At 56.7% G+C, this 24628-nt stretch carries 27 protein-coding genes; 19 read left to right on the forward strand and 8 right to left on the reverse strand.

Features of this window, described 5'->3' with window-relative positions; translation table 11 throughout:
- Positions 1-24: 24 nt before the first annotated feature.
- The 4 genes from sucD to mdh all read right to left on the reverse strand — a co-directional run bounded on the left by sucD (position 25) and on the right by mdh (position 3868).
- Positions 25-906, reverse strand: a complete 882-nt coding sequence (gene sucD, locus ALB80_RS10715) for a succinate--CoA ligase subunit alpha (RefSeq protein ID WP_050604058.1) — start codon at positions 904-906, stop codon at positions 25-27.
- 12 nt (positions 907-918) lie between these two features.
- Complete coding sequence (locus ALB80_RS10720; protein WP_050604059.1) at positions 919-1320, reverse strand: hypothetical protein; 402 nt, start codon at positions 1318-1320, stop codon at positions 919-921.
- 81 nt (positions 1321-1401) lie between these two features.
- Positions 1402-2595 carry an ADP-forming succinate--CoA ligase subunit beta gene (gene sucC / locus ALB80_RS10725; RefSeq protein ID WP_050604060.1) on the reverse strand — a complete coding sequence of 398 codons (1194 nt, stop codon included), beginning with the start codon at positions 2593-2595 and terminating at the stop codon, positions 1402-1404.
- Positions 2596-2905: 310 nt separating this feature from the next.
- Positions 2906-3868: a malate dehydrogenase gene (gene mdh, locus ALB80_RS10735; RefSeq protein ID WP_050604062.1), complete on the reverse strand. Its 963-nt coding sequence runs from the start codon at positions 3866-3868 to the stop codon at positions 2906-2908.
- Between the two features lie 161 nt (positions 3869-4029).
- Between mdh and ALB80_RS10740 the strand changes: the two genes are divergently transcribed.
- Positions 4030-4785, forward strand: coding sequence for a sulfite exporter TauE/SafE family protein (locus tag ALB80_RS10740; protein ID WP_050604063.1), 756 nt, complete (start codon positions 4030-4032; stop codon positions 4783-4785).
- Here ALB80_RS10740 and ALB80_RS10745 read toward each other — a convergent pair whose 3' ends face one another.
- On the reverse strand, positions 4786-5091 hold the full coding sequence (locus tag ALB80_RS10745) for a hypothetical protein (protein ID WP_050604064.1): 306 nt from the start codon (positions 5089-5091) through the stop codon (positions 4786-4788).
- Positions 5092-5261: 170 nt separating this feature from the next.
- Between ALB80_RS10745 and ALB80_RS10750 the strand changes: the two genes are divergently transcribed.
- From ALB80_RS10750 to ALB80_RS10805, 12 genes are all read left to right on the forward strand, one after another.
- Positions 5262-6119 (forward strand): CoA ester lyase, encoded by an 858-nt coding sequence (locus ALB80_RS10750; protein ID WP_050604065.1) that lies wholly within the window; start codon positions 5262-5264, stop codon positions 6117-6119.
- Positions 6120-6125: 6 nt separating this feature from the next.
- On the forward strand, positions 6126-6692 hold the full coding sequence (locus ALB80_RS10755) for an NnrU family protein (protein WP_050604066.1): 567 nt from the start codon (positions 6126-6128) through the stop codon (positions 6690-6692).
- Positions 6692-6898, forward strand: coding sequence for a DUF1737 domain-containing protein (locus ALB80_RS10760; protein ID WP_050604067.1), 207 nt, complete (start codon positions 6692-6694; stop codon positions 6896-6898). Before ALB80_RS10755 ends, ALB80_RS10760 begins: the two co-directional genes overlap by 1 nt.
- A complete protein-coding gene (locus ALB80_RS10765) occupies positions 6898-7926 on the forward strand; it encodes a MaoC family dehydratase (RefSeq protein WP_050604068.1) in 1029 nt (342 codons plus the stop codon). Before ALB80_RS10760 ends, ALB80_RS10765 begins: the two co-directional genes overlap by 1 nt.
- 54 nt (positions 7927-7980) lie before the next feature.
- Entirely contained in the window at positions 7981-8643 is a 663-nt protein-coding gene (locus tag ALB80_RS10770; RefSeq protein ID WP_050604069.1) for a DUF1194 domain-containing protein, read from the forward strand.
- A 215-nt stretch (positions 8644-8858) separates the two neighbouring features.
- The gene (gene sdhC / locus ALB80_RS10775; protein ID WP_050604233.1) at positions 8859-9245 is read left to right on the forward strand and encodes a succinate dehydrogenase, cytochrome b556 subunit; all 387 of its coding nucleotides are present in this window, start codon (positions 8859-8861) and stop codon (positions 9243-9245) included.
- A gap of 13 nt (positions 9246-9258) precedes the next feature.
- On the forward strand, positions 9259-9630 hold the full coding sequence (gene sdhD / locus ALB80_RS10780) for a succinate dehydrogenase, hydrophobic membrane anchor protein (protein ID WP_050604070.1): 372 nt from the start codon (positions 9259-9261) through the stop codon (positions 9628-9630).
- 18 nt (positions 9631-9648) lie between these two features.
- A complete protein-coding gene (gene sdhA / locus ALB80_RS10785; protein WP_050604071.1) occupies positions 9649-11454 on the forward strand; it encodes a succinate dehydrogenase flavoprotein subunit in 1806 nt (601 codons plus the stop codon).
- Between the two features lie 95 nt (positions 11455-11549).
- Complete coding sequence (locus ALB80_RS10790) at positions 11550-12176, forward strand: sulfotransferase (RefSeq protein ID WP_157054188.1); 627 nt, start codon at positions 11550-11552, stop codon at positions 12174-12176.
- Positions 12177-12207: 31 nt separating this feature from the next.
- Positions 12208-12987, forward strand: a complete 780-nt coding sequence (locus ALB80_RS10795) for a succinate dehydrogenase iron-sulfur subunit (RefSeq protein WP_050604073.1) — start codon at positions 12208-12210, stop codon at positions 12985-12987.
- A 121-nt stretch (positions 12988-13108) separates the two neighbouring features.
- A complete protein-coding gene (locus tag ALB80_RS22405; RefSeq protein ID WP_172677882.1) occupies positions 13109-13249 on the forward strand; it encodes a hypothetical protein in 141 nt (46 codons plus the stop codon).
- 291 nt (positions 13250-13540) lie between these two features.
- Positions 13541-14404 (forward strand): DUF1989 domain-containing protein, encoded by an 864-nt coding sequence (locus tag ALB80_RS10805; RefSeq protein ID WP_050604234.1) that lies wholly within the window; start codon positions 13541-13543, stop codon positions 14402-14404.
- A 33-nt stretch (positions 14405-14437) separates the two neighbouring features.
- Here the strand turns inward: ALB80_RS10805 and deoD are convergent, their stop codons facing one another.
- The 3 genes from deoD to ALB80_RS10820 form a co-directional block, all read right to left on the reverse strand.
- Positions 14438-15148 carry a purine-nucleoside phosphorylase gene (gene deoD, locus ALB80_RS10810; RefSeq protein WP_050604075.1) on the reverse strand — a complete coding sequence of 237 codons (711 nt, stop codon included), beginning with the start codon at positions 15146-15148 and terminating at the stop codon, positions 14438-14440.
- Positions 15149-15166: 18 nt separating this feature from the next.
- Positions 15167-15484, reverse strand: a complete 318-nt coding sequence (locus ALB80_RS10815; RefSeq protein ID WP_050604076.1) for an H-NS family nucleoid-associated regulatory protein — start codon at positions 15482-15484, stop codon at positions 15167-15169.
- 121 nt (positions 15485-15605) lie between these two features.
- The gene (locus ALB80_RS10820) at positions 15606-17573 is read right to left on the reverse strand and encodes a protein meaA (RefSeq protein WP_050604077.1); all 1968 of its coding nucleotides are present in this window, start codon (positions 17571-17573) and stop codon (positions 15606-15608) included.
- A gap of 143 nt (positions 17574-17716) precedes the next feature.
- On the opposite strand from ALB80_RS10820, the gene ALB80_RS10825 reads away from it, so the two are divergent.
- The 6 genes from ALB80_RS10825 to ALB80_RS10850 all read left to right on the forward strand — a co-directional run bounded on the left by ALB80_RS10825 (position 17717) and on the right by ALB80_RS10850 (position 24628).
- Positions 17717-19081 (forward strand): 1-acyl-sn-glycerol-3-phosphate acyltransferase, encoded by a 1365-nt coding sequence (locus tag ALB80_RS10825; protein ID WP_050604078.1) that lies wholly within the window; start codon positions 17717-17719, stop codon positions 19079-19081.
- Positions 19082-19217: 136 nt separating this feature from the next.
- Positions 19218-20501, forward strand: a complete 1284-nt coding sequence (gene ccrA, locus ALB80_RS10830) for a crotonyl-CoA carboxylase/reductase (RefSeq protein WP_050604079.1) — start codon at positions 19218-19220, stop codon at positions 20499-20501.
- Positions 20502-20868: 367 nt separating this feature from the next.
- Entirely contained in the window at positions 20869-21588 is a 720-nt protein-coding gene (locus tag ALB80_RS10835; protein ID WP_050604080.1) for a LuxR family transcriptional regulator, read from the forward strand.
- Between the two features lie 83 nt (positions 21589-21671).
- Complete coding sequence (locus ALB80_RS10840; RefSeq protein ID WP_050604081.1) at positions 21672-22310, forward strand: acyl-homoserine-lactone synthase; 639 nt, start codon at positions 21672-21674, stop codon at positions 22308-22310.
- Between the two features lie 60 nt (positions 22311-22370).
- On the forward strand, positions 22371-23903 hold the full coding sequence (locus ALB80_RS10845) for an ATP-dependent RecD-like DNA helicase (RefSeq protein ID WP_050604082.1): 1533 nt from the start codon (positions 22371-22373) through the stop codon (positions 23901-23903).
- Positions 23900-24628: an SDR family oxidoreductase gene (locus tag ALB80_RS10850; protein ID WP_050604083.1), complete on the forward strand. Its 729-nt coding sequence runs from the start codon at positions 23900-23902 to the stop codon at positions 24626-24628. The genes ALB80_RS10845 and ALB80_RS10850 overlap by 4 nt, the downstream gene beginning before the upstream one ends.

The following is a 24628-nucleotide window of genomic DNA, read 5'->3' on the forward strand; positions in this document are numbered from 1 at the left end:
ATATGTGCAAGGGACAGTCACAGTTTACCCAATCGCTTCCAGCACAGCCTCACCCAGCTGCGCCGGGCTTTCGGCCACGACGATACCGGCTGAGCGCATGGCTTCGATCTTGTCCTCGGCACCGCCCTTGCCACCGGCGACGATGGCGCCCGCGTGGCCCATGCGGCGGCCCGGAGGGGCTGTGCGGCCTGCGATGAAACCCGCCGTGGGCTTCTTGCGGCCCTTCTTGGCCTCATCGGCCAGGAACTGTGCGGCTTCTTCCTCGGCTGACCCACCGATCTCACCGATCATGATGATCGAGTGGGTCTCGTCATCGGCCAGGAACCATTCCAGCACGTCGATATGCTCGGTGCCTTTGATCGGGTCGCCGCCGATGCCCACGCAGGTGGACTGGCCCAGACCCACGTCGGTGGTCTGCTTGACCGCCTCATAGGTCAGGGTGCCCGAACGCGACACAACGCCGACCGAGCCACGCTTGTGGATGTGGCCGGGCATGATGCCGATTTTGCAGGCGTCGGGAGTGATGACACCGGGGCAGTTGGGGCCGATCAGGCGCGAGCTTGAGCCTTCCAGTGCGCGCTTCACCTTCATCATGTCCAGAACCGGGATGCCTTCGGTGATGCAGACGATCACCTCCATCTCGGCATCGATCGCTTCGAGAATCGAGTCCGCTGCAAAGGGCGGTGGCACATAGATCACCGACGCGTTCGCTTCGGTCACATGCTTGGCCTCGTGGACCGAGTCGAACACGGGCAGGTCGAGATGGGTCATCCCGCCTTTGCCGGGGGTCACACCGCCGACCATCTTGGTGCCATAGGCGATGGCTTGTTCGCTGTGGAATGTGCCCTGCGAGCCGGTAAAGCCCAGACAGATCACTTTGGTATTTTCGTCGATGAGGACTGCCATTTTAGGAGTCTCCTATTTCAGTTTCTCTGCGGCGACAGAAAAGAAGCCCGTCGCCTTATCGAATTCTTGAACGCGCCAACCATGGTTTGCGCGCTGCGCGGGCAACCAAGGATCAGCAGCGCCATATCCTTGTCCGGGAAAACCATTGACTACGATCACGTCTACCCAACCATCGAACTCCGAAACGGCACGATCAAGGTGGTTCGTGCGCTTTTTGTGTCCGGGTAGGTTTCCCCAATCAGTCGAGCTAGGCGTCCCCCGTGTCCAAAGATCAAGACGCGGAGGTACTGGGGTCCATTGAACTTCGGATTTCCAGAGTGTGATGCAAACTCCATCATCTTTCTCGGCACTCCAATCCTGACGTGGATTTGGAACTTCGTACCCAAGTGAATTGAAGGCTTCTACATATTGCATCACATACCCCCGGGCTCCGCCCGTTCGTGCCTCAAACGCTCCGCTGGAGCGTTTGCCGGGGCAAAAGCCCCGGATTGGCCCTCACCCCTTAACCGCCTTCACGATCTTCTCGGCACCGTCTTTCAGGTTGTCCGCCGCGATCACGTCCAGGCCAGAAGTGTTGATGATCTCCTTGCCTTTCTCGACATTGGTGCCTTCCAGACGCACGACCAGCGGAACTTGCAGGCCAACTTCTTTCACCGCAGCGACAACGCCCTCAGCAATCACATCGCAGCGCATGATGCCGCCGAAGATGTTGACCAGAATGCCTTTGACCTGCGGGTCTGACGTGATGATCTTGAACGCTTCGGTCACTTTCTCTTTGGTCGCACCACCACCCACGTCGAGGAAGTTGGCAGGTTCGGCCCCGTACAGCTTGATGATGTCCATCGTCGCCATCGCCAGACCGGCACCGTTGACCATACAGCCGATCTCACCATCCAACGCGATGTAGTTCAGGTCGTACTTGGAGGCTTCCAGTTCCTTGGGGTCTTCCTCGGTCGTGTCGCGCAGCTCGGCGATATCCGGGTGTCGGTAGACCGCGTTGCCGTCAAAGCCAACCTTGGCATCCAGCACTTTCAGGTCGCCCTTATCCGAGACGATCAGCGGGTTGATCTCCAGCATCTCCATATCCTTCTCGACGAAGGCGTTATAGAGCTGGTTCATCAGTTTTACGCATTGCTTGACCTGCGCGCCTTGCAGACCCAGCGAGAAGGCGATGCGGCGGCCATGGTAGGGCTGATAGCCGGTGGCCGGATCGACCGAGAAGGACAGGATTTTTTCGGGCGTGGCAGCGGCTACTTCTTCAATGTCCATGCCGCCTTCGGTCGAGCAGACGAAAGAGATGCGGCTGGTCTGACGATCTACCAGCAGGGCGAGATACAGCTCGCGCTCGATGCCGGAGCCGGCCTCGATATAGATGCGGTTGACCTGCTTGCCTGCGGGGCCGGTCTGATGTGTGACCAGCGTACGGCCCAGCATCTTCTTGGCTTCCTCGGCCGCTTCTTCAACCGACTTGGTCAGACGGACACCGCCTTTTTCACCTGCATCGGCCTCTTTAAAGGAACCCTTGCCGCGTCCGCCTGCGTGGATCTGAGCCTTGACCACCCAAAGGGGGCCGTCCAGTTCACCGGCTGCGGTTTTGGCTTCCTCGGCGCGCAGCACGGCGCGACCATCGGAGACCGGAGCGCCATAGCTGCGTAGAAGAGCCTTGGCCTGATATTCGTGAATGTTCATCGAAATTGTCCCGTCTGACTGCGTTTAACCGTTATAGGGGTGTCTAGCGGTCAAATTTAAAGGGTTTTTTGACGTGCATGAGGTTTTTAGCGAAGATTTTTGCTATTTGTGATCACGGGTTTTTGGGGTGTGATCACAAAATTTGCCGCTTTACTCGTTGATTCGAAAAACTTGTGCAGGTACTGGAAATCACATTCAAAAAAAGGATTTGCGACGTTTGCGCCAACATTGGCGACCCGGATTAGCCTGGATCAAAAGAAAACCGGCCCAAAAAAATGGGCCGGCCTTATCTGTGAGTCTATGGTTTGACTTACGCCAGCGAGTTGTCGATGCCTTTGCACGCGTCGATCAGGCCCTTCACGGCGTTGACCGAGTTGTCGAAACCGGCTTGTTCGTCTTCGTTCAGCTTGATGTCGACGATACGTTCCACGCCACCGGCACCGATTACAGTCGGGACACCAACGTACAGGCCGTCTACACCCAGTTCACCGTTGCAGTACGCCGCACAAGGCAGAACGCGCTTTTGGTCTTTCAGAAAGGCTTCGGCCATTTCGATCGCCGAGGTGGCGGGCGCGTAATAAGCCGAGCCGGTTTTCAGCAGGCCAACAATTTCGGCACCGCCATCACGGGTGCGCTGAACGATGGCGTCCAGATTTTCCTGCGTGGTCCAGCCCATCTCGACCAGATCGGGCAGCGGGATACCGGCTACGGTCGAGTAACGTACTGACGGCACCATGGTGTCGCCGTGGCCGCCCAGCACAAAAGCGGTGACGTCACGCATCGAGACGTTGAACTCTTCCGACAGGAAGTGTGCAAAGCGTGCCGAGTCCAACACGCCAGCCATGCCGCAGACTTTGTTATGCGGCAGGCCAGAGAATTCGCGCAGCGCCCAGACCATGGCGTCCAGCGGGTTGGTAATGCAGATCACGAACGCATCGGGCGCATGTGCGGCAATGCCTTCGCCGACAGACTTCATGACTTTCAGGTTGATACCCAGCAGGTCATCGCGGCTCATACCCGGTTTGCGGGCCACGCCTGCGGTCACGATGCACACATCCGCACCGGCGATATCGGCATAGTCGCTGGTGCCTTTCATTGAGGCGTCAAAGCCTTCGGACGGGCCGGACTCGGCGATGTCGAGCGCCTTGCCCTGCGGCAAGCCGTCAGCGATGTCAAACAGGACTACATCACCCAGTTCTTTGACAGCTGCAAGATGCGCAAGCGTGCCGCCGATGTTCCCCGCGCCGATCAGCGCAATCTTGGGTCTGGCCATTTGGAATATCTCCGGTCGGTATTGAAATCGCGGTTGTGCTAGTCGTTAAAACGTCAATAGGCAAGGGTTCAGCGACGTGGCATACAACCGCATACCGTTTGCAGGCCCTGCTTTGATTGCGCTAAACGGCCTTTGAGACAAGCCAAAACCGGGACCGTCACATGTTCGAATTGAACCTGATGTTTTTTGCCGTGGCGATCCCGGCAGTGATCTTTGCCGGTATCTCAAAGGGTGGTTTCGGTTCTGGCGTGGCCTTTGCCTCTTCGTCGATTCTGGCCTTGATCCTGACGCCTGGGCAGGCTTTGGCCTTGATGCTGCCGATTCTGATGGTGATCGACGTGGCCACACTGGGTCCGTATTGGAAACGGTGGAACTGGCCGGATTCACGCCTGCTGATTTTGGGTGCCTTGCCGGGTGTCGCGCTGGGCGCATGGCTTTTTCGGGCAACGGATGACGATCTGCTGCGATTGCTGATCGGGGGCATTTCGGTCGGGTTTGTTATCTGGCACATTGCGCAGACCAGAGGCTGGGTACGTGGATTCGTCAATCGCCTGCCACCTTCGGCTGGGCTGTTTGCCGGATTGGTCGCTGGTTTCACCAGTTTTGTCAGCCACGCCGGAGGACCGCCCGCCGCTGTATATCTGTTATCGCAACGGCTGTCGAAGACCGAGTTTCAAGCCAGCACCGTGCTGGTCTTCTGGGTCATCAATATCGCGAAATTTATACCCTACGCGTTTTTGGGCATGTTCACTTGGCATACAGCATTGGCGGATTTGTTGCTGACACCCTTTGCCATCCTTGGGGCATGGCTTGGCGTTCGGGCGCATTTCATGATGTCCGAGCGCCTTTTCTTTGGAATTGCCTATGTGTTGCTGACGTTGACGGGCAGCAAGCTGATCTGGGACGCGCTCACATGATCAGGCATTTGGAGGCAGGGCATCGGCCACGTCCTCATACGCCTGACCAGAAGCCACCAGGCAGGTGATCCCGTTGGGCAAAGTCACGGTGATTGTCCAACTGCCGCTTTCGCCCGAGGCAAAAAGCTCCATCACAGCGCCTTGTCGGGCTAGCCCAAGGCCCCGGCGTGTTTCGCCATAGGCTTCATGCAACCGCGTCAACACGTCCTCTCGCGGTCCGCAATTCTGACCCTGAGCCTGAACCTGTTGTGCTGCCAGAACCATGATCCCAAGGCCCATCGTCATCTTAAGCAGTGTCTTTTCCATCCCGTACCCTTTTCGATTCCACGTTCTGGTCAGGGTGGGGCGGAGGCGACGAATTTCAGTTAAGGCAAAGCACGTTGCGTCGCTTTCGCTGCGCTGCGGCGTTTTTCTTCTTGAACTTTCCGACAAAAAATGCCCCATTTCGCGCAACTTTATTTCAAAGGGAGTGGTCCATGGATCCTCGTCAGCGCCCCTACCGTTCGGTTCTCTATATCCCGGGTTCGAAAGACCGGGCCTTGGACAAAGCCCGCACTTTGCCTGTGGATGCGATCATCTTCGATCTGGAGGATGCAGTCGCAGCGGACGAGAAGGACAATGCACGCGAAACTCTCAAGGCGGCTCTGGCTGCCGGAGGTTACGGGGCGCGGGTCAAGATCGTCCGGATCAACGGGCTGGACACCGAATGGGGCCGTGCCGATGCCGAGGCGGTGCGCGATATGGATGCCGACGTTGTCCTTCTACCCAAAGTGAACTCGGCGGCCGACGTGGATGCACTGGCAGCGATCACCGGAGATCTGCCGATCTGGGCCATGATGGAAACGCCGCGCGGAATGCTCAACGCGGCAGAGATCGCCACTCATCCCATGATGGCCGGGTTTGTGATGGGCACAAACGACCTTGCGAAAGAACTGCAAACCCGTTTTCGTCCCGACCGTCTGCCGCTGATGACCTCGATGGGTCTGTGCTTGCTGGCGGCCAAGGCCGAAGGGCTGATCATCGTCGATGGTGTCTATAACGCGTTCAAGGATGGCGAAGGTCTGGCCGCTGAATGTGCGCAAGGTCGCGACATGGGATTTGATGGCAAGACTCTGATCCATCCCGCGCAGGTTGAGATCACAAATGCCGCCTACGCACCGTCTGACGCGGAGATAGATCTGGCGCGCCGACAGATCGTTGCGTTTGAAGAAGTCGAAGCGCAAGGGCAGGGTGTCGCTGTCGTCGATGGCAAAATTGTTGAGAACCTGCACGTTGCAACTGCCCGCGAAATTCTGGCAAAAGCAGAAGCGATTTCAGCTTTGCAAGCGGGGTAAGCCATCATGGGCTTTGTTCTTCTAATTCTTGGTGTGGCGCTGTGGTGGGCGGCACATCTGTTCAAACGCGTGGCGCCTGAACGCCGCGCAGAGATGGGCGGCGAGGGTAAAGGCGGCGTTGCTTTGGCTCTGGTCGCATCCATTCTGTTGATGATCTTCGGCTATCGTATGACCGATTTCATCTATGTCTGGGCACCTCCAACCTTCCTGATCCACGTCAACAACCTTTTGGTGCTGATCGCGATCTACATGATGAGCCCTGCCGGTACAAAAGGCCGGGTGCTGAACAAGCTGCGCCACCCGATGCTGGGCGGTTTCAAGCTGTGGGCATTTGCGCATTTGTTGGTGAACGGCGATCTCTCCTCGATCATCCTGTTCGGCGGCCTTCTGGCTTGGGCCGTGGTCGAGGTGATCGTAATCAACAAGTCCGAACCCGACTGGACCCCGGCTGAGCCCGGCACTTATGGCAAGGATGCGATGTTCTTTGTGGGTTCGATCGTTCTGTTGGGGGTTATCGGCTATATCCATGGGCTGGTCGGCCCGTCTCCGTTCGGCTCATTGGGACCTGACTGATGGCAAAACTCTATCGTTTGTTGACCGAGGAAGACACATCGGCCTTCTGCCACAAAGTGTCTGACGCGCTGGCCAAAGGGTGGGAGCTGTATGGCGACCCGTCCTATGCCTTTGACACTGCAAACAACATGATGCGTTGTGCGCAGGCAGTGACCAAAGAGGTCGAGGCCGACTATTCCCCCGAAATGAAACTGGGACAGCAGTAATGGCAAAAACAAATCCGGGCCGATTTTTTGAGGATTATTCCGTCGGGCAGGTGTTGCAACATGCCGTGCCACGCACGGTGACTGAGGGAGAGCGCGGCCTGTACCATGCGCTCTATCCGGCACGCCATGCGCTGTACTCCTCGGACGAATTTGCCCGGGATTGCGGTTTGCCTGAAAGCCCGATTGATGATCTGGCCGCGTTTCATCTGGTGTTTGGTAAAACGGTGCCTGATGTTTCGCTGAATGCGGTTGCCAACCTTGGTTACGCAGAGGGTCGTTGGCTGAAACCTGTCTATGCTGGTGATACGCTTCGATCAGTATCCGAGGTGATCGGTGTCAAGCAGAACTCCAACGGAAAAACCGGTGTTGTTTGGGTGCGCACCCGCGGTCTGAACCAGTTGGACGAGGTTGTGCTCGAATACGTTCGTTGGGTCATGGTGCGCAAAGCAAATGTCGACGCGCCAGCGCCCGAAACAGTTGTTCCCGAGTTGAAAAAGACGCTCGATCCGAAGGACCTCATCGTTCCCGAAGGCCTCGATTTCTCGAACTACGATTTTGCTTTGGCTGGTGAGCCGCACCGCTGGGGGGACTATGAAATCGGCGAGAAGATCGACCATGTCGATGGTGTCACCGTGGAAGAGGCCGAGCATATGTTGGCCACCCGCCTGTGGCAGAACACTGCCAAGGTGCATTTCGATCTGACGTTCCGGCCTGAAGGCCGGTTGATCTATGGGGGCCATGTCATTTCGATGGCGCGCGCCTTGTCGTTCAATGGTTTGGCAAATGCGCAAATGATCGTTGGCCTGAACGGTGGGGCACATGCCAACCCTTGCTTTGCAGGCGATACCATCAAGGCTTGGTCCGAGGTTCTGGACAAGGCAGAAACCGGCGTACCAGGTGTGGGTGCGATCCGACTACGCTTGGTTGCGACCAAAGGAGGTGCGCCGTTCGCGTTGAAAAACGACGACGGACGGTATTTGCCAGACGTGCTTCTGGATCTCGATTATTGGGCGCTGATGCCGCAATAAGCGAACTGACGGTTATGTGACCTCATAGCGTGCAGGGCGTGCTAGGTTTGCACCATGCATGTTCTGCGCGCGATAGTGACCAGCCTTTTTTTGGCACCGGCGGCCCACGCCTGCGATTTGGCTTTGGCCTTGGCAGTGGATGTGTCCGGCTCGGTTGACAGCAATGAATTCCGCATTCAGATGGATGGCCTGGCCGCCGGTCTGCGTGACCCAATCGTGTCCGAGGCATTGGTCCGTGGTCAGGCGCAGCTGATGCTGGTGCAATGGACCGGATCGTCGCGCCAGCGGATTACGATTCCCTGGACCCGTATCGACAGTTTCGCTGCTTTGGATCGGTTTGCGGGTCAGGTTTCTGCTGATCCGCGCATCTGGCGGAATTTCTCAACTGCGATTGGGGAAGCGCTCCAAACGACGCTCGACTCGTTCGAGCCGGTTTCCAACTGCGCCCGGCATCTAATCGATTTGTCAGGTGACGGCGTCTCGAATGAAGGCGTCGAGCCGACGCAGGTCCACACGGCCTTGCGGGACAGAGGCGTTGTGGTAAACGCATTGGCCATCGAGGAAAGCGAACCGGATCTGACAGCATACTTCTTTGAAAATGTCATCGTGGGCGAGGGGGCTTTTGTGGTTTCCGCAGCCGGGTTCGCCGACTATCCGGAACGAATTCGCAAAAAACTGTTGCGCGAAGTGACGCAGCAAACCGCAGGGCTGAAATGACATGTTAAAGGATTCGTGATCACATCCTTTTGCCTTTGAAAACGCTAACATTGATGAAGAGGAATGTCATATGTGATCACGACATTATTTTGTGTGATCACATATTGGGAATATCCGCCAATTTGCGCCGAATTTACCGTTTTTTGCAGCCGCAGCACGTGACAGTGTCGCAAAAAACAGTAAAACGTTCGGTAGCCAACCGAAAAGGAGCCGCCATGGCCGATGTAAATCGGGGCAACCGCCCACTTTCGCCGCATCTGTCGATCTACCGTCCGCAGCTGACGTCGGTCACATCCATCCTGACACGCATTACCGGCAACGCCCTGCTTGTGGCTGGCCTGCTGATCGTCTGGTGGTTCTTGGCCGCTGCCACGTCGCCCGAGGCGTTTGCAGTGGCAAATGGGGTGATCACCTCGATGCTTGGGGATCTGGTAATGGCGCTGTCCGTTTGGGGCCTTTGGTATCATACGCTGGCAGGCGTCCGGCACCTGATCTGGGACAACGCGGTTGGCCTGGACCTTCCCACCGCTACAAAGCTTGGCTGGGCGGTTGTGATCGGGTCGGTCGTCCTGACCCTTCTGACCCTTGTTATCGTCGCGTGATTGGAGGACTGAGATGCGTTACCTAACCGATCGAAAACGCGCAGCGGGTCTTGGCTCGGCGAAATCCGGTACTGCCCACTTCTGGGCCATGAAAGTCAGCTCGGTGGCTTTGCTGATCCTCGTGCCGTTGTTTGTCTTCACTTTCGGCCCGGTTCTGGGTCAGCCGTTTGACGTGGTTCTGGATTACTATTCACGTCCCTTCCCTGCAATTGTTGCAGCGCTGACGTTGGCGGTCGGCTTCAAACATTTCGCAGACGGCGCGCAAGTGATGCTGGAAGACTATGTTCATGGCACGCTTGAAAAGGTCCTGATCATTCTGGTGACCTGTTTGTCTTATGGCGCAGCAGCGGCTGGCATCTTCGCCATCGCGCGCATTGCCCTTTAATTCCCGGAGCTGAAAGAAATGGCTGCATACGAATACGAAACGCATGATTATGACGTGGTCGTTGTCGGCGCCGGTGGGGCCGGTCTGCGGGCGACTTTGGGCATGGCAGAGCAAGGTTTGCGCACGGCCTGTGTGACCAAGGTGTTCCCGACCCGCTCTCATACTGTGGCAGCGCAGGGCGGCATCGCCGCATCGCTATCGAACATGGGTCCAGACACCTGGCAGTGGCACATGTATGACACCGTCAAAGGCTCGGACTGGCTGGGCGACACCGACGCGATGGAATACCTAGCGCGCGAGGCGCCCAAGGCGGTTTACGAACTGGAACATTATGGTGTTCCATTCAGCCGTACCGAAGAAGGCAAGATCTATCAGCGCCCCTTTGGTGGTCACACCACCGAGTTCGGCGAAGGCCCTGCCGTGCAGCGCACCTGCGCCGCGGCCGACCGGACCGGCCACGCGATCCTGCATACGCTGTATGGTCAGTCTCTCAAGAACAATGCTGAGTTCTATGTCGAGTATTTCGCCATTGACCTGATCATGTCCGATGATGGTGAATGTCAGGGCGTCGTCTGCTGGAAATTGGACGACGGCACGATGCATGTTTTCAACGCCAAGATGGTGGTGCTCGCGACCGGTGGTTATGGTCGTGCGTATTTCAGCGCAACCTCGGCCCATACATGCACCGGCGACGGTGGCGGTATGGTGGCGCGTGCCGGCCTTGCGCTGCAAGACATGGAGTTTGTGCAGTTCCACCCAACCGGTATCTACGGTTCGGGCTGCCTGATCACCGAAGGTGCACGCGGCGAGGGCGGCTATCTGACCAACTCGGAAGGCGAGCGGTTCATGGAGCGTTATGCGCCCCAGTACAAGGACCTCGCGCCGCGTGACTATGTCTCGCGTTCGATGACGATGGAGATCCGTGAAGGCCGCGGTGTCGGGGCGGAAGGGGATCACATCCACCTGAACCTGTCGCACCTGCCTGCCGAAGCTCTGGCCGAGCGTCTGCCCGGTATTTCGGAAAGCGCCAAGATTTTCGCAGGCGTGGACGTCACCAAGGAACCCATCCCGGTTTTGCCGACGGTGCATTACAATATGGGCGGTATTCCGACCAACTATTGGGGTGAGGTTCTGAACCCGACTGCTGATGACCCGACGGCTGTTGTCCCCGGCTTGATGGCCGTGGGTGAAGCTGGTTGTGCTTCGGTCCACGGCGCAAACCGGCTGGGTTCGAACTCGCTGATCGACCTCGTGGTGTTTGGCCGCGCGGCTGCAATCCGGGCTGGTAAAGTCGTGGATGCCGAATCTGCCAACCCGGTTCTGAACCAAGCGTCGGTCGACAAAGCCTTTTATCGGTTCGATGCGGTTCGCAACGCCAGTGGTTCAGTCCCGACCGCAGAACTTCGGCTGGAGATGCAGAAAACCATGCAGGCGGACGCAGCCGTTTTCCGTACCGCCAAAACCATGGCCGAGGGCGTCGAAAAGATGACCGCGATTGCTGCCAAGATGGATGATTTGCAAGTCACCGACCGCTCGTTGGTCTGGAACAGCGATCTGATGGAAACGCTGGAACTGACGAACCTGATGCCCAATGCGCTGGCCACTATCGTCGGTGCTGAAGCCCGCAAGGAATCCCGTGGTGCCCATGCGCATGAGGACTTCAGCGAGCGTGATGATGAAAACTGGCGGGTGCATACGGTCAGCCGGGTTGAGGGCGGCGCAGTTGACCTCAGCTATCGCCCGGTCATCGTTGATCCGCTGACGACCGAAGACCAGGGCGGTATCAGCCTGCAGAAGATCGCGCCCAAAGCGCGGACGTTCTAAGGGCTGGGAAAACTCGCAATGCAGTGCAAGCGCCAAATTCCCACGACCCTGACGTTGGCGATCAGCCTGCAGATGACGTGTGCTTGGTGCTTGTCATGACGGTCGAAGTTCTGAATTCGGGGTCAAGCGATCCCAAGATCATCCTGATCGGTTTGAACCGCTGTGCGACGACCTCGTTTCATAAGCTGTTCCAAAACAGCGGAATCCCGTCCGTGCATTGGGAAGATGAGCAAGGCCAAAACCTTGCACATCGCATGATGACCAATATTGCCATGGGGCGTAGGCCCTTGGATGGGTTCGGTGTGGTTCGGGCTTTCACCGACATCGCCTTTGTCAATTCGCGCTTCGTGCTGGACGGTGCACGGTTCTTTCGTGAACTTCACGCGGCTTACCCGGACGCCTACTTTTTGCTGAACACACGTAATCGCGAGGAATGGATCAACTCACGGGCCAGCCATTCCGGTGGTGGCTATCTGGAACGATGCTGCAAGGCCAATGGCCTGACAGCGGATGAGGTGAAACAAGGCTGGGCGTATATGTACGATGTGCACCACGCCGAGGTCGAAGCCTATTTCGACGGAAATCCCCGTTTCCTGCGCTATGATATCGACAAAGATGACCCGCAAAGCGTTGCGGACTGGCTCTCGCCGGATTTTGACGTGAACATCGCCCATTGGGGGCATTACAATCGAGGGGCGTCCCAGAACGCCCGGACAGGCTGAAAGGCGGCCTTGTGTTGAATGGAGAATTGACATGGTTCAACTGACCCTGCCGAAGAATTCCCGGATTACCACCGGCAAGACCTGGCCCAAGCCGGACGGCGCCAAAAATGTGCGCAAGTTCCAGATCTATCGCTGGAATCCCGATGACGGACAAAACCCGCGCGTCGACACGTATTTCGTCGATATGGACACGTGCGGTCCGATGGTTCTGGACGCTCTGATCAAGATCAAGAACGAGATTGATCCGACGTTGACATTCCGCCGGTCTTGCCGCGAAGGCATCTGTGGCTCTTGTGCGATGAACATCGATGGGATCAACACGCTGGCCTGTATCTATGGCATGGATGAGATCAAGGGCGACGTGAAAATCTATCCGCTACCGCATATGCCGGTGGTCAAGGACCTGATCCCTGATCTGACACACTTCTATGCTCAACATGCATCGATCATGCCGTGGCTGGAAACCAAGACCAACCGCCCTGCGAAGGAATGGAAGCAGTCGATCGAGGACCGAAAAAAGCTGGATGGTCTGTATGAATGCGTGATGTGCGCCAGTTGCTCGACATCTTGCCCCAGCTACTGGTGGAACGGCGATCGGTATCTTGGCCCAGCCGCGTTGCTGCACGCTTATCGCTGGATCATCGACAGCCGGGATGAAGCCACGGGTGAGCGTCTGGACGAGCTGGAAGATCCGTTCAAGCTCTATCGCTGTCACACTATCATGAACTGCGCCAAGACCTGCCCGAAGGGTCTGAACCCGGCCAAGGCGATTGCCGAAATCAAGAAGATGATGGTCGAACGCGCAGTTTAAGCGCGAAGTCGGTTTGCGATAAGCGCATGTCCAACTTGCAAAATTAGGCGATGCAGCCCCGGCTGTGTTGCCTTATTTTTTGGTCAGGGAGGAGTGATGAGATTAAGTCAGGATCACTCCAATGAGCACAGCGACATCCAAACAGAAAGTCGACGCCCAAGAGGCACTGAAACTGCTTGAACAGGCATGGGCTTATTACACGCCAGAGCCGGTTCAGGCCGACAAGGAACCCGAGCTGTTCGAATACGCAAACGCGGCCTAATAACGGGCTGCGGCACTTGAAAAGCGTCCGTTAATCAGCAAAGCAGAAGAATGCCTGTTCTTCTGCTTATTTTGGCGGCCGGAGTGTTCGCCTATTTTTTCTGGCGCGCGCGCCATTCTGCGCTTACGCGTGAGTGTCGGTGGCGACAAGACAAAAGCCATGGTGTTTGGCGGTGCAGCTACTGCGGTGCCGAAATCACAGCCCAAAGCCAACCTTTGCGATGTTTGAAGGCACGTGACGCGTGAAAATCTTGCCTTTTCGCCGACAGAGTTATGCGTCAATCTGCGTCGCATGACCAATATTGAGACCTCTACCCGCCCGCCCGAAGATGCCGAAGCGCGTCGCGCAGTGGCCCCTGTCATCTGCTATCCGAACGATGCCTTGCCGCGTCCCGATGTTTCATGGATGCGATCCGTTCGCCAACGTGCGGTAAAAACTGGCGAGGTCCTGATTCCTCCGCGCGATGCGCGCTGTTTTGATGTGCCCGCTGGGCACTTCTTTCGTATCACCTCAGTCGAAGGGCCGCAGGTCGGTGATTTGAACCTGTGGAACCTAAATGACTTGTCCGAGCGGTTCTATTCCGGGAAAACCCGCGCTTTACATGGAACGCATCTGACCACAGGCGAGCGGATGTGGTCCAGCTTCCCCCACCTGCGTCCGATGGCCACGATCATTGCGGACACGCTGGAATGGTACGGGATTGATCCTTTTGGTGGGTCGGTTCACGACGTGATCGGTACGCGGTGCGATCCATATACGGGCAATCTGTTGTCGGGCACGCAATATCATCATTGCTGCCATTCAAATCTGACCCGCGCGCTTGCAGACCATCTGGATCTTCCACTGGCCGAAGCCGAACCCGCGGTGCACGACGTTCTGAATGTCTTTATGTGCACGGGGTTCACCCGTGACACTGGTCAGTATTTCATGAAAGCCTCACCCGTGCGCCCCGGTGATCATCTTGAGTTCTTTGCCGAGATTGATCTGCTGGGCAATCTGAGCGCGTGCCCAGGCGGGGATTGTTCGTCCGAGCATTCTTCTGACACGGCGGCCTGTTTTCCGCTGTTGGTCGAAACCTTCGCCCCTGTCGAAGGTGATTTGAAAGGGTGGGAAAGCCCGGCGCGCAACGGGTATGATCGCACGCACGGGCGATAAAACTGACAGACACCGAGCGGTACCTGTCTTTTGTCAGCTGTTCGGGAAAGCCGCCTGAAGCGCAATTTCCACCATGTCACCAAAACTGCTCTGGCGTTCGGACGAAGGCAGAGCTTCTCCTGTCAGAAGGTGATCGGAAACCGTGAGTACGGCCAAAGCCCTGCATTTGTGGCGTGCCGCCAGTATGTACAGTTCCGCGGCTTCCATCTCGACGCCCAGAATGCCGTGACGCACCATCTGTTCGTTCAGATCCGGGCGCTCGTCATAAAAGACGTCGGATGAGTAGATTCCACCAATATGGGTCGGTGTTCCCTTTGCCGCTGCTGCCACTGCCGCAGCCTGCAACAAGTCCCAGTCAGCGCAGGGGGCAAAGTTCAGCTCTTTCATGATGCCGCTGGACGGTGTGTTCAGCGTGGTAGAAGTCATCGCCAGAATGACCTCGCGCAGTTTGACACTGTCCTGCATTCCACCACATGAACCGATACGGATCAGGGTTTTTGCACCGTAATCGCGGATCAGCTCGTTCACGTAAATGGAAAGAGAAGGCATTCCCATGCCACTGCCCTGAATTGTAACAGGGTTTCCTTTCCAATTTCCGGTAAAGCCAAGCATTCCTCGAACGTCATTGACCTGTTTTACATCGGTCAAAAACGTTTCAGCGGCCCATTTTGCCCGATAAGGATCTCCGGGCAATAGAACGGTTTCCGCGATTTCGCCTTGTTCGGCGCCAATGTGAATGGTCATTTGCTCAAGTTACCCAGATCAAATTTCCAGTTTAGAAATATCGGCACCCGCCTTTAGGGCATCATGCACCCATTGAGGTTTACGGCCACGGCCTGACCACGTCTGGTCCGGGTTCGACGGGTTGCGATATTTGGCTTTGGTTTTCGGCGCTTTTCCACTGCGTGGTGCGTCGGTGGACAACTCAGACAGCGAAAAGCCAAACTCTGCGACGGCTTTTTCGGCCGCCTTCAGCGCGTCCTGACGATCGCGCTTTTCGGCGCTTACAAGCGCTTTGTCGATGTCGTTACGTAAAGCCAACAGCTCTTTTCGTGACATCTCTTCCAGATTGATCCCCATTTTTTTCTCCGAGCAAACTTAATTACGGTGCGTATCGGCGCGCACCGTAATTCCAAATGCCGGTTTATTCCATCCCCAATCCCTAATGGATAGAAACGGGAATAAGACGCAGGCGCTTCAATTATTCAGCAGCAAGTGTTTTCGGGTCTGCCAAAACGACGATATCGCCCATGATTGCGTTTAATTCGAAGTTTTTCGGGGTATAAACCTTGGCCACACCCATGGCTTTCAATTTTTCGGCATCTTCATCGGGAATAATTCCGCCAACAACAACCGGTATATGGGGCAGCCCTGTTTTTTGCAGGCGCGCCAAAACCTCTTCGACCAGCGGCAGGTGGCTGCCGGACAGTATGGACAAGCCAATCACATGCGCATCGTCTTCGCGTGCTGCGTCCACGATTTCCTCTGGGGTCAGGCGGATACCCTCATAGCTGATATCCATACCGCAATCGCGGGCGCGGAAGGCAATCTGTTCGGCGCCGTTGGAATGGCCGTCCAGCCCCGGCTTGCCGACAAGGAATTTCAGGCGGCGGCCCAATGTGTCACTGACCGCGTCGACAGCGGCACGCAGATCGTCCAGCCCTTCGGTCTTGTTTGAAACCGAGCCCGAAACGCCAGTAGGGCCGCGATAGGTGCCATAGACCTTGCGCATCTCTTCCGCCCATTCGCCTGTGGTGACGCCCGCCTTGGCGGCCGCAATGGACGGCTCCATCACGTTGGCCCCGGTCTGTGCGGCCTCACGCAGCGCAGCCAGAGCTGCTGCAACAGCCGAGTCGTCCCGTTCGGCACGCCAGACGTTCAGGCGGTCAATCTGTTCCTGTTCCACGGCTGGATCGACAACCATGATGCCGCCATCTTCGGTCTGCAAGGGGGATGGCTCACCTTCGATCCATTTGTTGACGCCAACAACGACGGTTTCATTGCGTTCGATACGGTTCAGCCGTTCTGCGTTGGACTCTACCAAGCGAGATTTCATATACCCGATCGAGGCCACAGCGCCGCCCATCGAGTCTAGGTTCGCCAGCTCGGCACGCGCGCCTGTTTTAAGGTCTTCGACTTTGGCATCGACTGCAGGGTTGCCGTCGAACAGATCATCGAATTCCAGCAGGTCAGTCTCATAAGCCAGAATTTGCTGCATCCGCATCGACCATTGTTGATCCCATGGGCGCGGCAGGCCAAGCGCCTCGTTCCACGCGGGCAACTGCACCGCGCGCGCGCGCGCGTTTTTTGATAGCGTCACGGCCAGCATCTCGATCAGGATGCGATAGACGTTGTTTTCAGGCTGCTGTTCGGTCAGACCCAACGAGTTCACCTGTACACCATAGCGGAATCGACGGAATTTCGGGTTCTCGACACCATAGCGTTGTTGCAGAATCTCATCCCAAAGGTCGACAAAGGCGCGCATCTTGCACATTTCGGTGACAAAGCGGATGCCTGCGTTTACGAAAAACGAAATCCGGCCGCACAGGGCTGGGAAATCCTCTGCCGGAACGCGCGGGCGCAATTCGTCCAACACGGCGATGGCGGTGGCCAACGCGTATGCCAGTTCCTGTTCTGGTGTCGCGCCCGCTTCTTGCAGGTGGTACGAGCACACATTCATTGGGTTCCACTTGGGAACGTTGGTATAGCAATACTCGGCCACGTCCGCGATCATCTTCAGCGAAGGTTTGGGCGGGCAAACATAGGTGCCGCGGCTCAGGTATTCTTTGATCAGATCATTTTGCACCGTGCCCTGCAGTTTCGACACATCTGCGCCTTGCTCTTCCGCGACGGCGATATAAAGCGCCAAAAGCCATGGGGCAGTTGCGTTGATGGTCATCGAGGTGTTCATCTGCTCCAGCGGAATCTGGTCGAACAGAACCCGCATGTCGGCCAGATGGCAAACCGGTACACCCACTTTGCCGACTTCACCGCGTGCCAATGTGTGGTCGCTGTCATAACCTGTTTGCGTCGGCAGATCGAAGGCCACGGACAAGCCGGTTTGCCCTTTCGCCAGATTCCCCCGATAAAGCGCGTTCGAGGCTTTGGCCGTGGAATGACCGGCATAGGTTCGGATGAGCCAGGGGCGATCTTTCTGCGTCTGCGTCATAGCGGGCCTCGTGTTTCAGTGGGCAATAAAATTACGTCTTGAAGCTCTAAAGCGCAATTTTCGGGATATGTCAATTCGCTGCGTTGCGGCATCGTTTGATTGTTCAGATTGTGAGCGGTTGCGATTGATGGCAATGTGCGGCCATGACGCAAACCGTGGAACTTCCGCTTTGGCTTTTCCTGCTGATCGTGGTCTTTGCCATGGTCACTTTTGCTTCGCATTTCCTGTTCCCTTCGGTGCGTTGGTTTTTTCGCCGTAGGCTGGAACGGGCCGTTTCACGCCTCAATCAAAGGCTTCAACGTCCCATTCAGCCGTTCAAGTTGGCGCGGCGACACGACATGATCCAGCGGTTGATTTACGATCCACAGGTCGGCCAGGCCGTTCAGCAACACGCGCGGGACGAAGGCGTTCCTGAAGCGGTGGCCTCTGAAAAGGCGCGCCGCTATGCGCGCGAAATTGTCCCGTCGTTTTCAGCCTTTGCATATTTCAGCTTTGCTATCCGTCTGGCTCGCCTGCTGAGCAATACGTTTTACGAGGTCCGACTCAGTTATAAAGACGAGGCTGCGATAAAAAACATCGACCCTGATGCGACCGTGGTATTTGTGATGAACCATCGCAGCAATATGGACTATGTGCTTGTCACCTATCTGGCAGCACAGCAGTCGGCCTTGTCTTATGCCGTCGGAGAATGGGCGCGCGTTTGGCCGCTTAGCCGTTTAATCCGTGCGATGGGGGCGTACTTCATTCGGCGCAAATCGGGCAGCGAGCTCTACCGGCAGGTTCTGTCCTGTTATGTGCGCCACGCGACTGAAGCTGGTGTGACGCAAGCCATGTTCCCGGAAGGCGGTTTAAGCCTGACCGGCGCGTTGGGTCGCCCCAAGCTTGGTTTGCTGAAATACATTATGGATGGAACTTCGATCGACGGGCGCGATGTCGTTTTTGTTCCTGTGGCGCTGAACTACGATCGGGTGCTTGAAGATACGATCCTGACTCGCGCCGCCTTGGGCTCTGAGCGCCGGTTCCGTGCTCGGATCGGGGTAATCTCGCGCTGGGTTCTCAAGCAGCTCTGGCGACGCCTGATCGGGCGGTACAAGCGGTTTGGCGTTGCCTCGGTGCGATATGGGGTTCCGATTTCACTCAAGGAATTTCGCGCTGTCAGCGGTGACGATGTCATGACTGACCTCGCCCGAGAATTGATGCAACGCATCGGTCAGGCCATCCCGCCGGTTCCGGCACCGGCTGCGTGCCGGTTGTTGCAGGAAAACGGGTCTTTGCCTGAAGAAGCCGTACGATCCCAAATACTGTCCATGTTGGCTGAAGGTGGTCATGCATCAGATGGAGACGAAGCGGCGGTCGACAATGCCCTGAATCAGTTGGTCGAGCGCAGGATCTTAAGCCGGGAAAGGGGCAATCTGGCCTTTTCAGGTCAACGTGAGGATCTGTTGGATTATTATGCAGCCTCGGTTCCCATCCATGAGAAATCTGGAAATACTGCGGCTGCGAAATAACTTTCTGCATTTGCAGGGTCATAAAATTACAAATCCCGACCAAAAACAGTTGCATTATTACCCATCGACCAATATCTCAGTCTGTGAAGCGCGCGATTCTGCGTTGCGGCAATGATATTGAGAATAGGAGGCCAGCATGGCTTTGGACACCGAAAGCGGTATCGCGTCGTACGAGGCACCCGAAAAGGACCTCTATGAAATGGGTGAGATCCCTCCGATGGGATTTGTCCCCAAGCAGATGTATGCCTGGGCTATCCGTAAGGAACGCCATGGCGAGCCGAACACTGCAATGCAGCAAGAAGTGGTCGACGTACCCGAACTGGACAGTAACGAGGTGCTGGTTCTGGTGATGGCGGCCGGCGTCAACTATAATGGTGTCTGGGCCGCCCTGGGGCAGCCGATCAGCCCGTTTGATGGCCACAAAGCCCCCTATCACATCGCCGGTTCAGACGCGTCGGGCATTGTCTGGGCCGTTGGCGACAAGGTGAAGCGCTGGAAAGTGGGGGATGAGGTGGTCATTCACTGCAACCAGGACGATGGCGATGACGAGGAATGCAACGGTGGCGATCCGATGTACTCTCCCAGCCAGCGGATTTGGGGGTACGAGACGCCGGACGGATCGTTCAGCCAGTTTACCCGCGTTCAGGCACAACAGCTGATGCCGCGCCCCAAGCATCTGACCTGGGAAGAAGCGGCGTGCTACACGCTGACGCTGGCCACCGCATACCGGATGCTATTTGGTCATGAACCTCACGATCTGAAGCCGGGTCAGAACGTTCTGGTTTGGGGTGCGTCGGGCGGTCTGGGTTCGTATGCGATCCAACTGATCAATACGGCCGGTGCAAATGCAATTGGCGTGATCTCGGACGAAAGCAAGCGTGACTTCGTCATGGGGCTGGGCGCCAAGGGTGTACTGAACCGAAAGGACTTTAACTGCTGGGGTCAATTGCCCACGGTAAACACCCCGGAATATGCCGAATGGTTCAGGGAAGCCCGCAAGTTTGGCAAGGCGATCTGGGACATTACCGGCAAAGGCAACAATGTGGATATGGTGTTTGAACACCCCGGTGAAAGCACGTTCCCTGTATCGACGTTTGTTGTCAAAAAAGGTGGCATGGTTGTGATCTGCGCCGGGACCACCGGCTTCAACTGCACCTTTGACGTGCGCTACATGTGGATGCACCAAAAACGCCTGCAAGGTTCGCACTTTGCCCACCTGAAACAGGCGGCTGCCGCAAACAAGCTGATGGTCGAGCGTCGTCTGGACCCCTGCATGTCCGAAGTGTTCACCTGGAACGATCTGCCCGAGGCCCACATGAAGATGCTGCGGAACGAACATAAGCCGGGCAATATGTCTGTCCTTGTTCAAGCGCCCCGCACTGGCCTGCGGACCTTGGAAGAGGTTCTCGACGCAGGCTGATCACCCTTTGGGTCGTAGACAAAAAACACCCGCGAATCGCCTGTCCGGTTCGCGGGTGTATTGCGTTTCGACAAAGCCTTTCGGACTTTCAAACACTTACATTTTCCGCCCCCGCTATTTTTGGGGAGTAGAAACCGGTGAATAGGTCGAAAAAGATCATACATGTTATGGTTGTGTTAACGCTTCGTTAACTGTTTCAGAGAGACCCTAATGGCGCAGAATGAGTGGATATTGGACGTACTGTCGGACCTCAATGCTTTCGCCGTTGCGAACGGGTTGAGCGCGCTTGCCGAGCAGCTTGATGACACAAGATTGATCGCAGCGGCCGAGATTGCGTCCCTGAAGAACGAGGCACGAGCGCCCGCGGATGGGAACAGAAGTCGAATTGGGTCAGATCCTTCAGGATTTGGAAAACACCAACACGCTTGAAGAACTCAGCAATGTTGCAGAGCGATTGCGGGGTATTCTGCAGGTCGAACATTTGACCTATCACTGGGTCGATGGCGCTGGCGATCAATACGGCTACACCACCTATTCAGATGCCTGGGACGAGCGCTACCGAAACAAGAATTACCATCGTATTGACCCGGTTATTCTTGGATGCTTCCAAAGATTTCATCCGGTCGACTGGAAATCTCTGGACTGGTCGAGCAGGATCGCAAAATCCTTTCTTGAAGATGCCAGAAGCCACGGTGTTGGCAATCAGGGCTATTCCATTCCGATCAGGGGCCCGAATGGGCAGTTTGCCCTGTTCACTGTAAACCACAGTTGCGATGATCAGACCTGGCAACGCTTTATTTCAACCTACGGGCGGGAGTTAATTCTGGTTGCGCATTACATCAATCGCAAAGCGCTTGAATTCGAAAAAGACAGGCAACCGGATTCCGCACGCAATCTGTCACCACGGGAAATCGACGCGATCACCCTTTTGGCTTTGGGCTACAGCCGGGCACAAGTGGCGCATTCTCTGTCGATTTCAGAGCATACGCTGCGTGTCTATATCGAAAGCGCCCGGTCCAAATTGGGTGCCCATAACACCACCCATGCCATCGCAACTGCGCTCAGCCGAGGATTAATAGTCGTTTAAGGCGAGCGCGCCTTCCACACGCAATATTAACCACGACTCTGTACCCCCTTCGTTCCTGCACAGGACTACAAGGGGAACAAGTCATGTTGCGTTATTTATATGCCGATCAGTTGTACAGATTTCCAACTCTGGCGGAAGGGATGTTCAAGGATCGTGCGGATCAGTTCAAAACCCGGCTGGGGTGGGATGTCCATGTCAATGAACAGGGGGAAGAGCGGGGTGAGTATGATGCGCTCAACCCGCTCTATGTCATTTGGGAAGAGCCGGACGGCAGTCATGGCGGGTCAATGCGGGTTCTGCCCACAACGGGCCGGGTGATGATCAACGAGATATTCGGGCATCTTAACGGTGGCAAACCCATTTGCAGCCCGCTGATCTGGGAAGTGACCCGGTTCTGCCTGTCAAGCAACGCAGGTCCACATACGGCTGGAGCCAATATGCTGAGCGGCGGCGAAATGATGGAAGGTTTTGGCCTGACCCATATCGCCGGTGTCTTTGATGCGCGTATGATCCGTATCTATCGTCTGATCGGCTCGTCGCCCGAGGTTCTGGGCACCCAGGGCAGAGGACGGGATCAGGTCTCGATCGGGTTGTGGCCTTATTCGGCGGATGACTGCAATCGCGTGGCGGAACGCGCTGGTATCCCGCGCGAGCTTTCGCGCCTGTGGTTCAACACAGCGTTTGGGCCCAAAAAACAGCACCGGTTTGCCTTGTCCGCGTAAGCAGTTGAAAACGCCATTCCACATCTGGTGATGGTCGGCGCGGCCCTGTAGGGTCGCGCCATGTCTTTGCAAAATGTAACCTTCTCGGATGACCAGGCCGCCGCATTTGACAGCATCGCAGAGATGCTGCGATCAGCGGGTGTCGATCTGGAAGATGACGCCCTACTCAAGCTGCCGGGGGCAGGGAAATCCGGCGTAATGGCCGTAATCGGTAAGGCCGGTTCAGGTAAAACCCTGCTGTTGGCTGAACTGTACAAAGCGCTGGCAGAGACCGGGGTGCAGATCGTGTCCGGTGACTATGAAAGTCGCAAGTCCAGGGACAAGCGCAGCCTTGCCATTCTGGCCCCCACAAACAAGGCTGCAAGCGTTCTGCGACTGCGTGGCGTGCCTGCCACTACAATTCACCGCATTCTCTATACGCCGGTTTATGACCCGGAATACGAGCGCATTGCCGAATGGCTGGCGGGCAACGATGAACGCCCCGAGATCGAAGGGCTGACAGATGAAGCCCTGGATCGGGCCGCGGCGTTTTACGAAAACAACAAATCCATCCCGGGAGCACTGGCCGCGGCCGGTTTGCGGGGATCGGATTTCATCACGGGGTGGAAACGCCGCGAAGAACCTTTGGACATCGGATTTGTCGATGAAGCGTCGATGCTGGACGACCGTCAGTTCGAGGATCTGAAAGAGATTTTCGCAACTCTTCTGTTGTTTGGTGACCCGGCACAGCTGGCACCAGTAAATCAATCAGGCAGCATGGTGTTTGAGGCATTGCCCGAACCCCGGAAGCTGACCCTTGAACGGGTTCACAGGCAGGATGCGGACAATCCAATCCTCGATCTGGCCCATGCTTTGGCTGATCCGGCGATGGGGTTTGAAGATTTCGAACGTTTGGTCGAAGAGATAGCCCGCCGCGACGACCGGGTGGTCTGGGGGCAGCGGGTCGAGGTCGACCTGATGGCGCGCAGCCCGGTTCTGGTCTGGCGCAACGCCACGCGCATTCGTCTGATTCAGGCGTTCAGGAACGTCCATGGCGCACCAGAGACGGAGCTGTTGGAGGGAGAGCCGCTGATTTGTGACGGGCTCGAATTGCCGTTGAAACATCGAAAGAAACGTCTGGATCTTGAGGCGCGCGGACTGATCAAGGGGGCTCAGGTCGTGTATCTGGGGCCGGGGCGAAAGCCGGGATTCTCGCGGTTGCATGTTATGGGGGCTGAAGACCCTCAGGTCAGCGCGGCGTCGATTGTTCAGATCGAGAAGCCAGATGAGGAAGAACCGTTCATTCCTTTTGCCGCGCGTATGGGCGCGACGTTTCTGCACGGTGCGGCGGTGACGATTCACAAGGCGCAAGGATCGCAATGGGATACGGTTCAGGTCTTTGCGCCGGATATCTATGCCGCAGCCCGAATGGGCCGGACTGAGGCCGGCCAGCCCTTATGGAAACGTTTGGCTTACGTGGCGATCACCCGCGCGCAAGAGCGGCTGATCTGGGTTGTGCGCAACCGGTTGTCGAAACCAACGTACCCGTTGCAGGTGGATGACTTGCGGGCGGTTCCTGCGGCGTCACTGACACTGGAGGCAGAAGAGACATGACATCCATCATCGTTACCGGCGCAAGCTCTGGTATAGGTCTGGCCACGGCTGAACTGTTCCTGGCCCAAGGATGGACAGTCGGGGTGTTGGCGCGCAGTGCGGATAAGCTGAATGCCCTGGCGCAAAAACACGGCAATGCGGTATCCTTGCCAGCTGATGTAACTGACCCCGAGGCTGTGACGACAGCGTTCCGCAAGTTTAAGGACGAGGTCGGGCGTCTGGATGTCTTATTCAACAACGCCGGTATCTTTGCTCCGGGGGGCACTATTGACGAAATCGCACTTGAGGATTGGTATCAAAGCGTCAGTGTCAACCTGAACGGCATGTTCCTGTGCGCACGCGAAGCCTTTCGGATCATGCGTCATCAGAACCCGCAAGGTGGGCGGATCATCAACAATGGCTCGATTGCCGCACATGTTCCGCGTCCGAACTCTGTGCATTATTCGGCTACAAAACACGCGATTACCGGACTGACCCGCAGCTTGTCTTTGGACGGGCGGCCTTTTGGAATAGCCTGCGGGCAGATCGACATCGGGAACGCCCGCACGCAAATGGTTCAGGGTCTTGTGGAGGCCGCGCAGGCGGCGGGGGACACGCCAGACCCGACCATGGCCGTCGAAGACGCGGCGCGCTCCGTCCTGCATATGGCAACCCTGCCGCCCGAGGCGAATGTTCAGTTCATGACCGTCATGGCCACGACCATGCCTTATGTCGGCAGGGGTTGA

This window comes from Ruegeria sp. 6PALISEP08 (assembly GCF_001238295.1).
Lineage (GTDB): Bacteria > Pseudomonadota > Alphaproteobacteria > Rhodobacterales > Rhodobacteraceae > Ruegeria.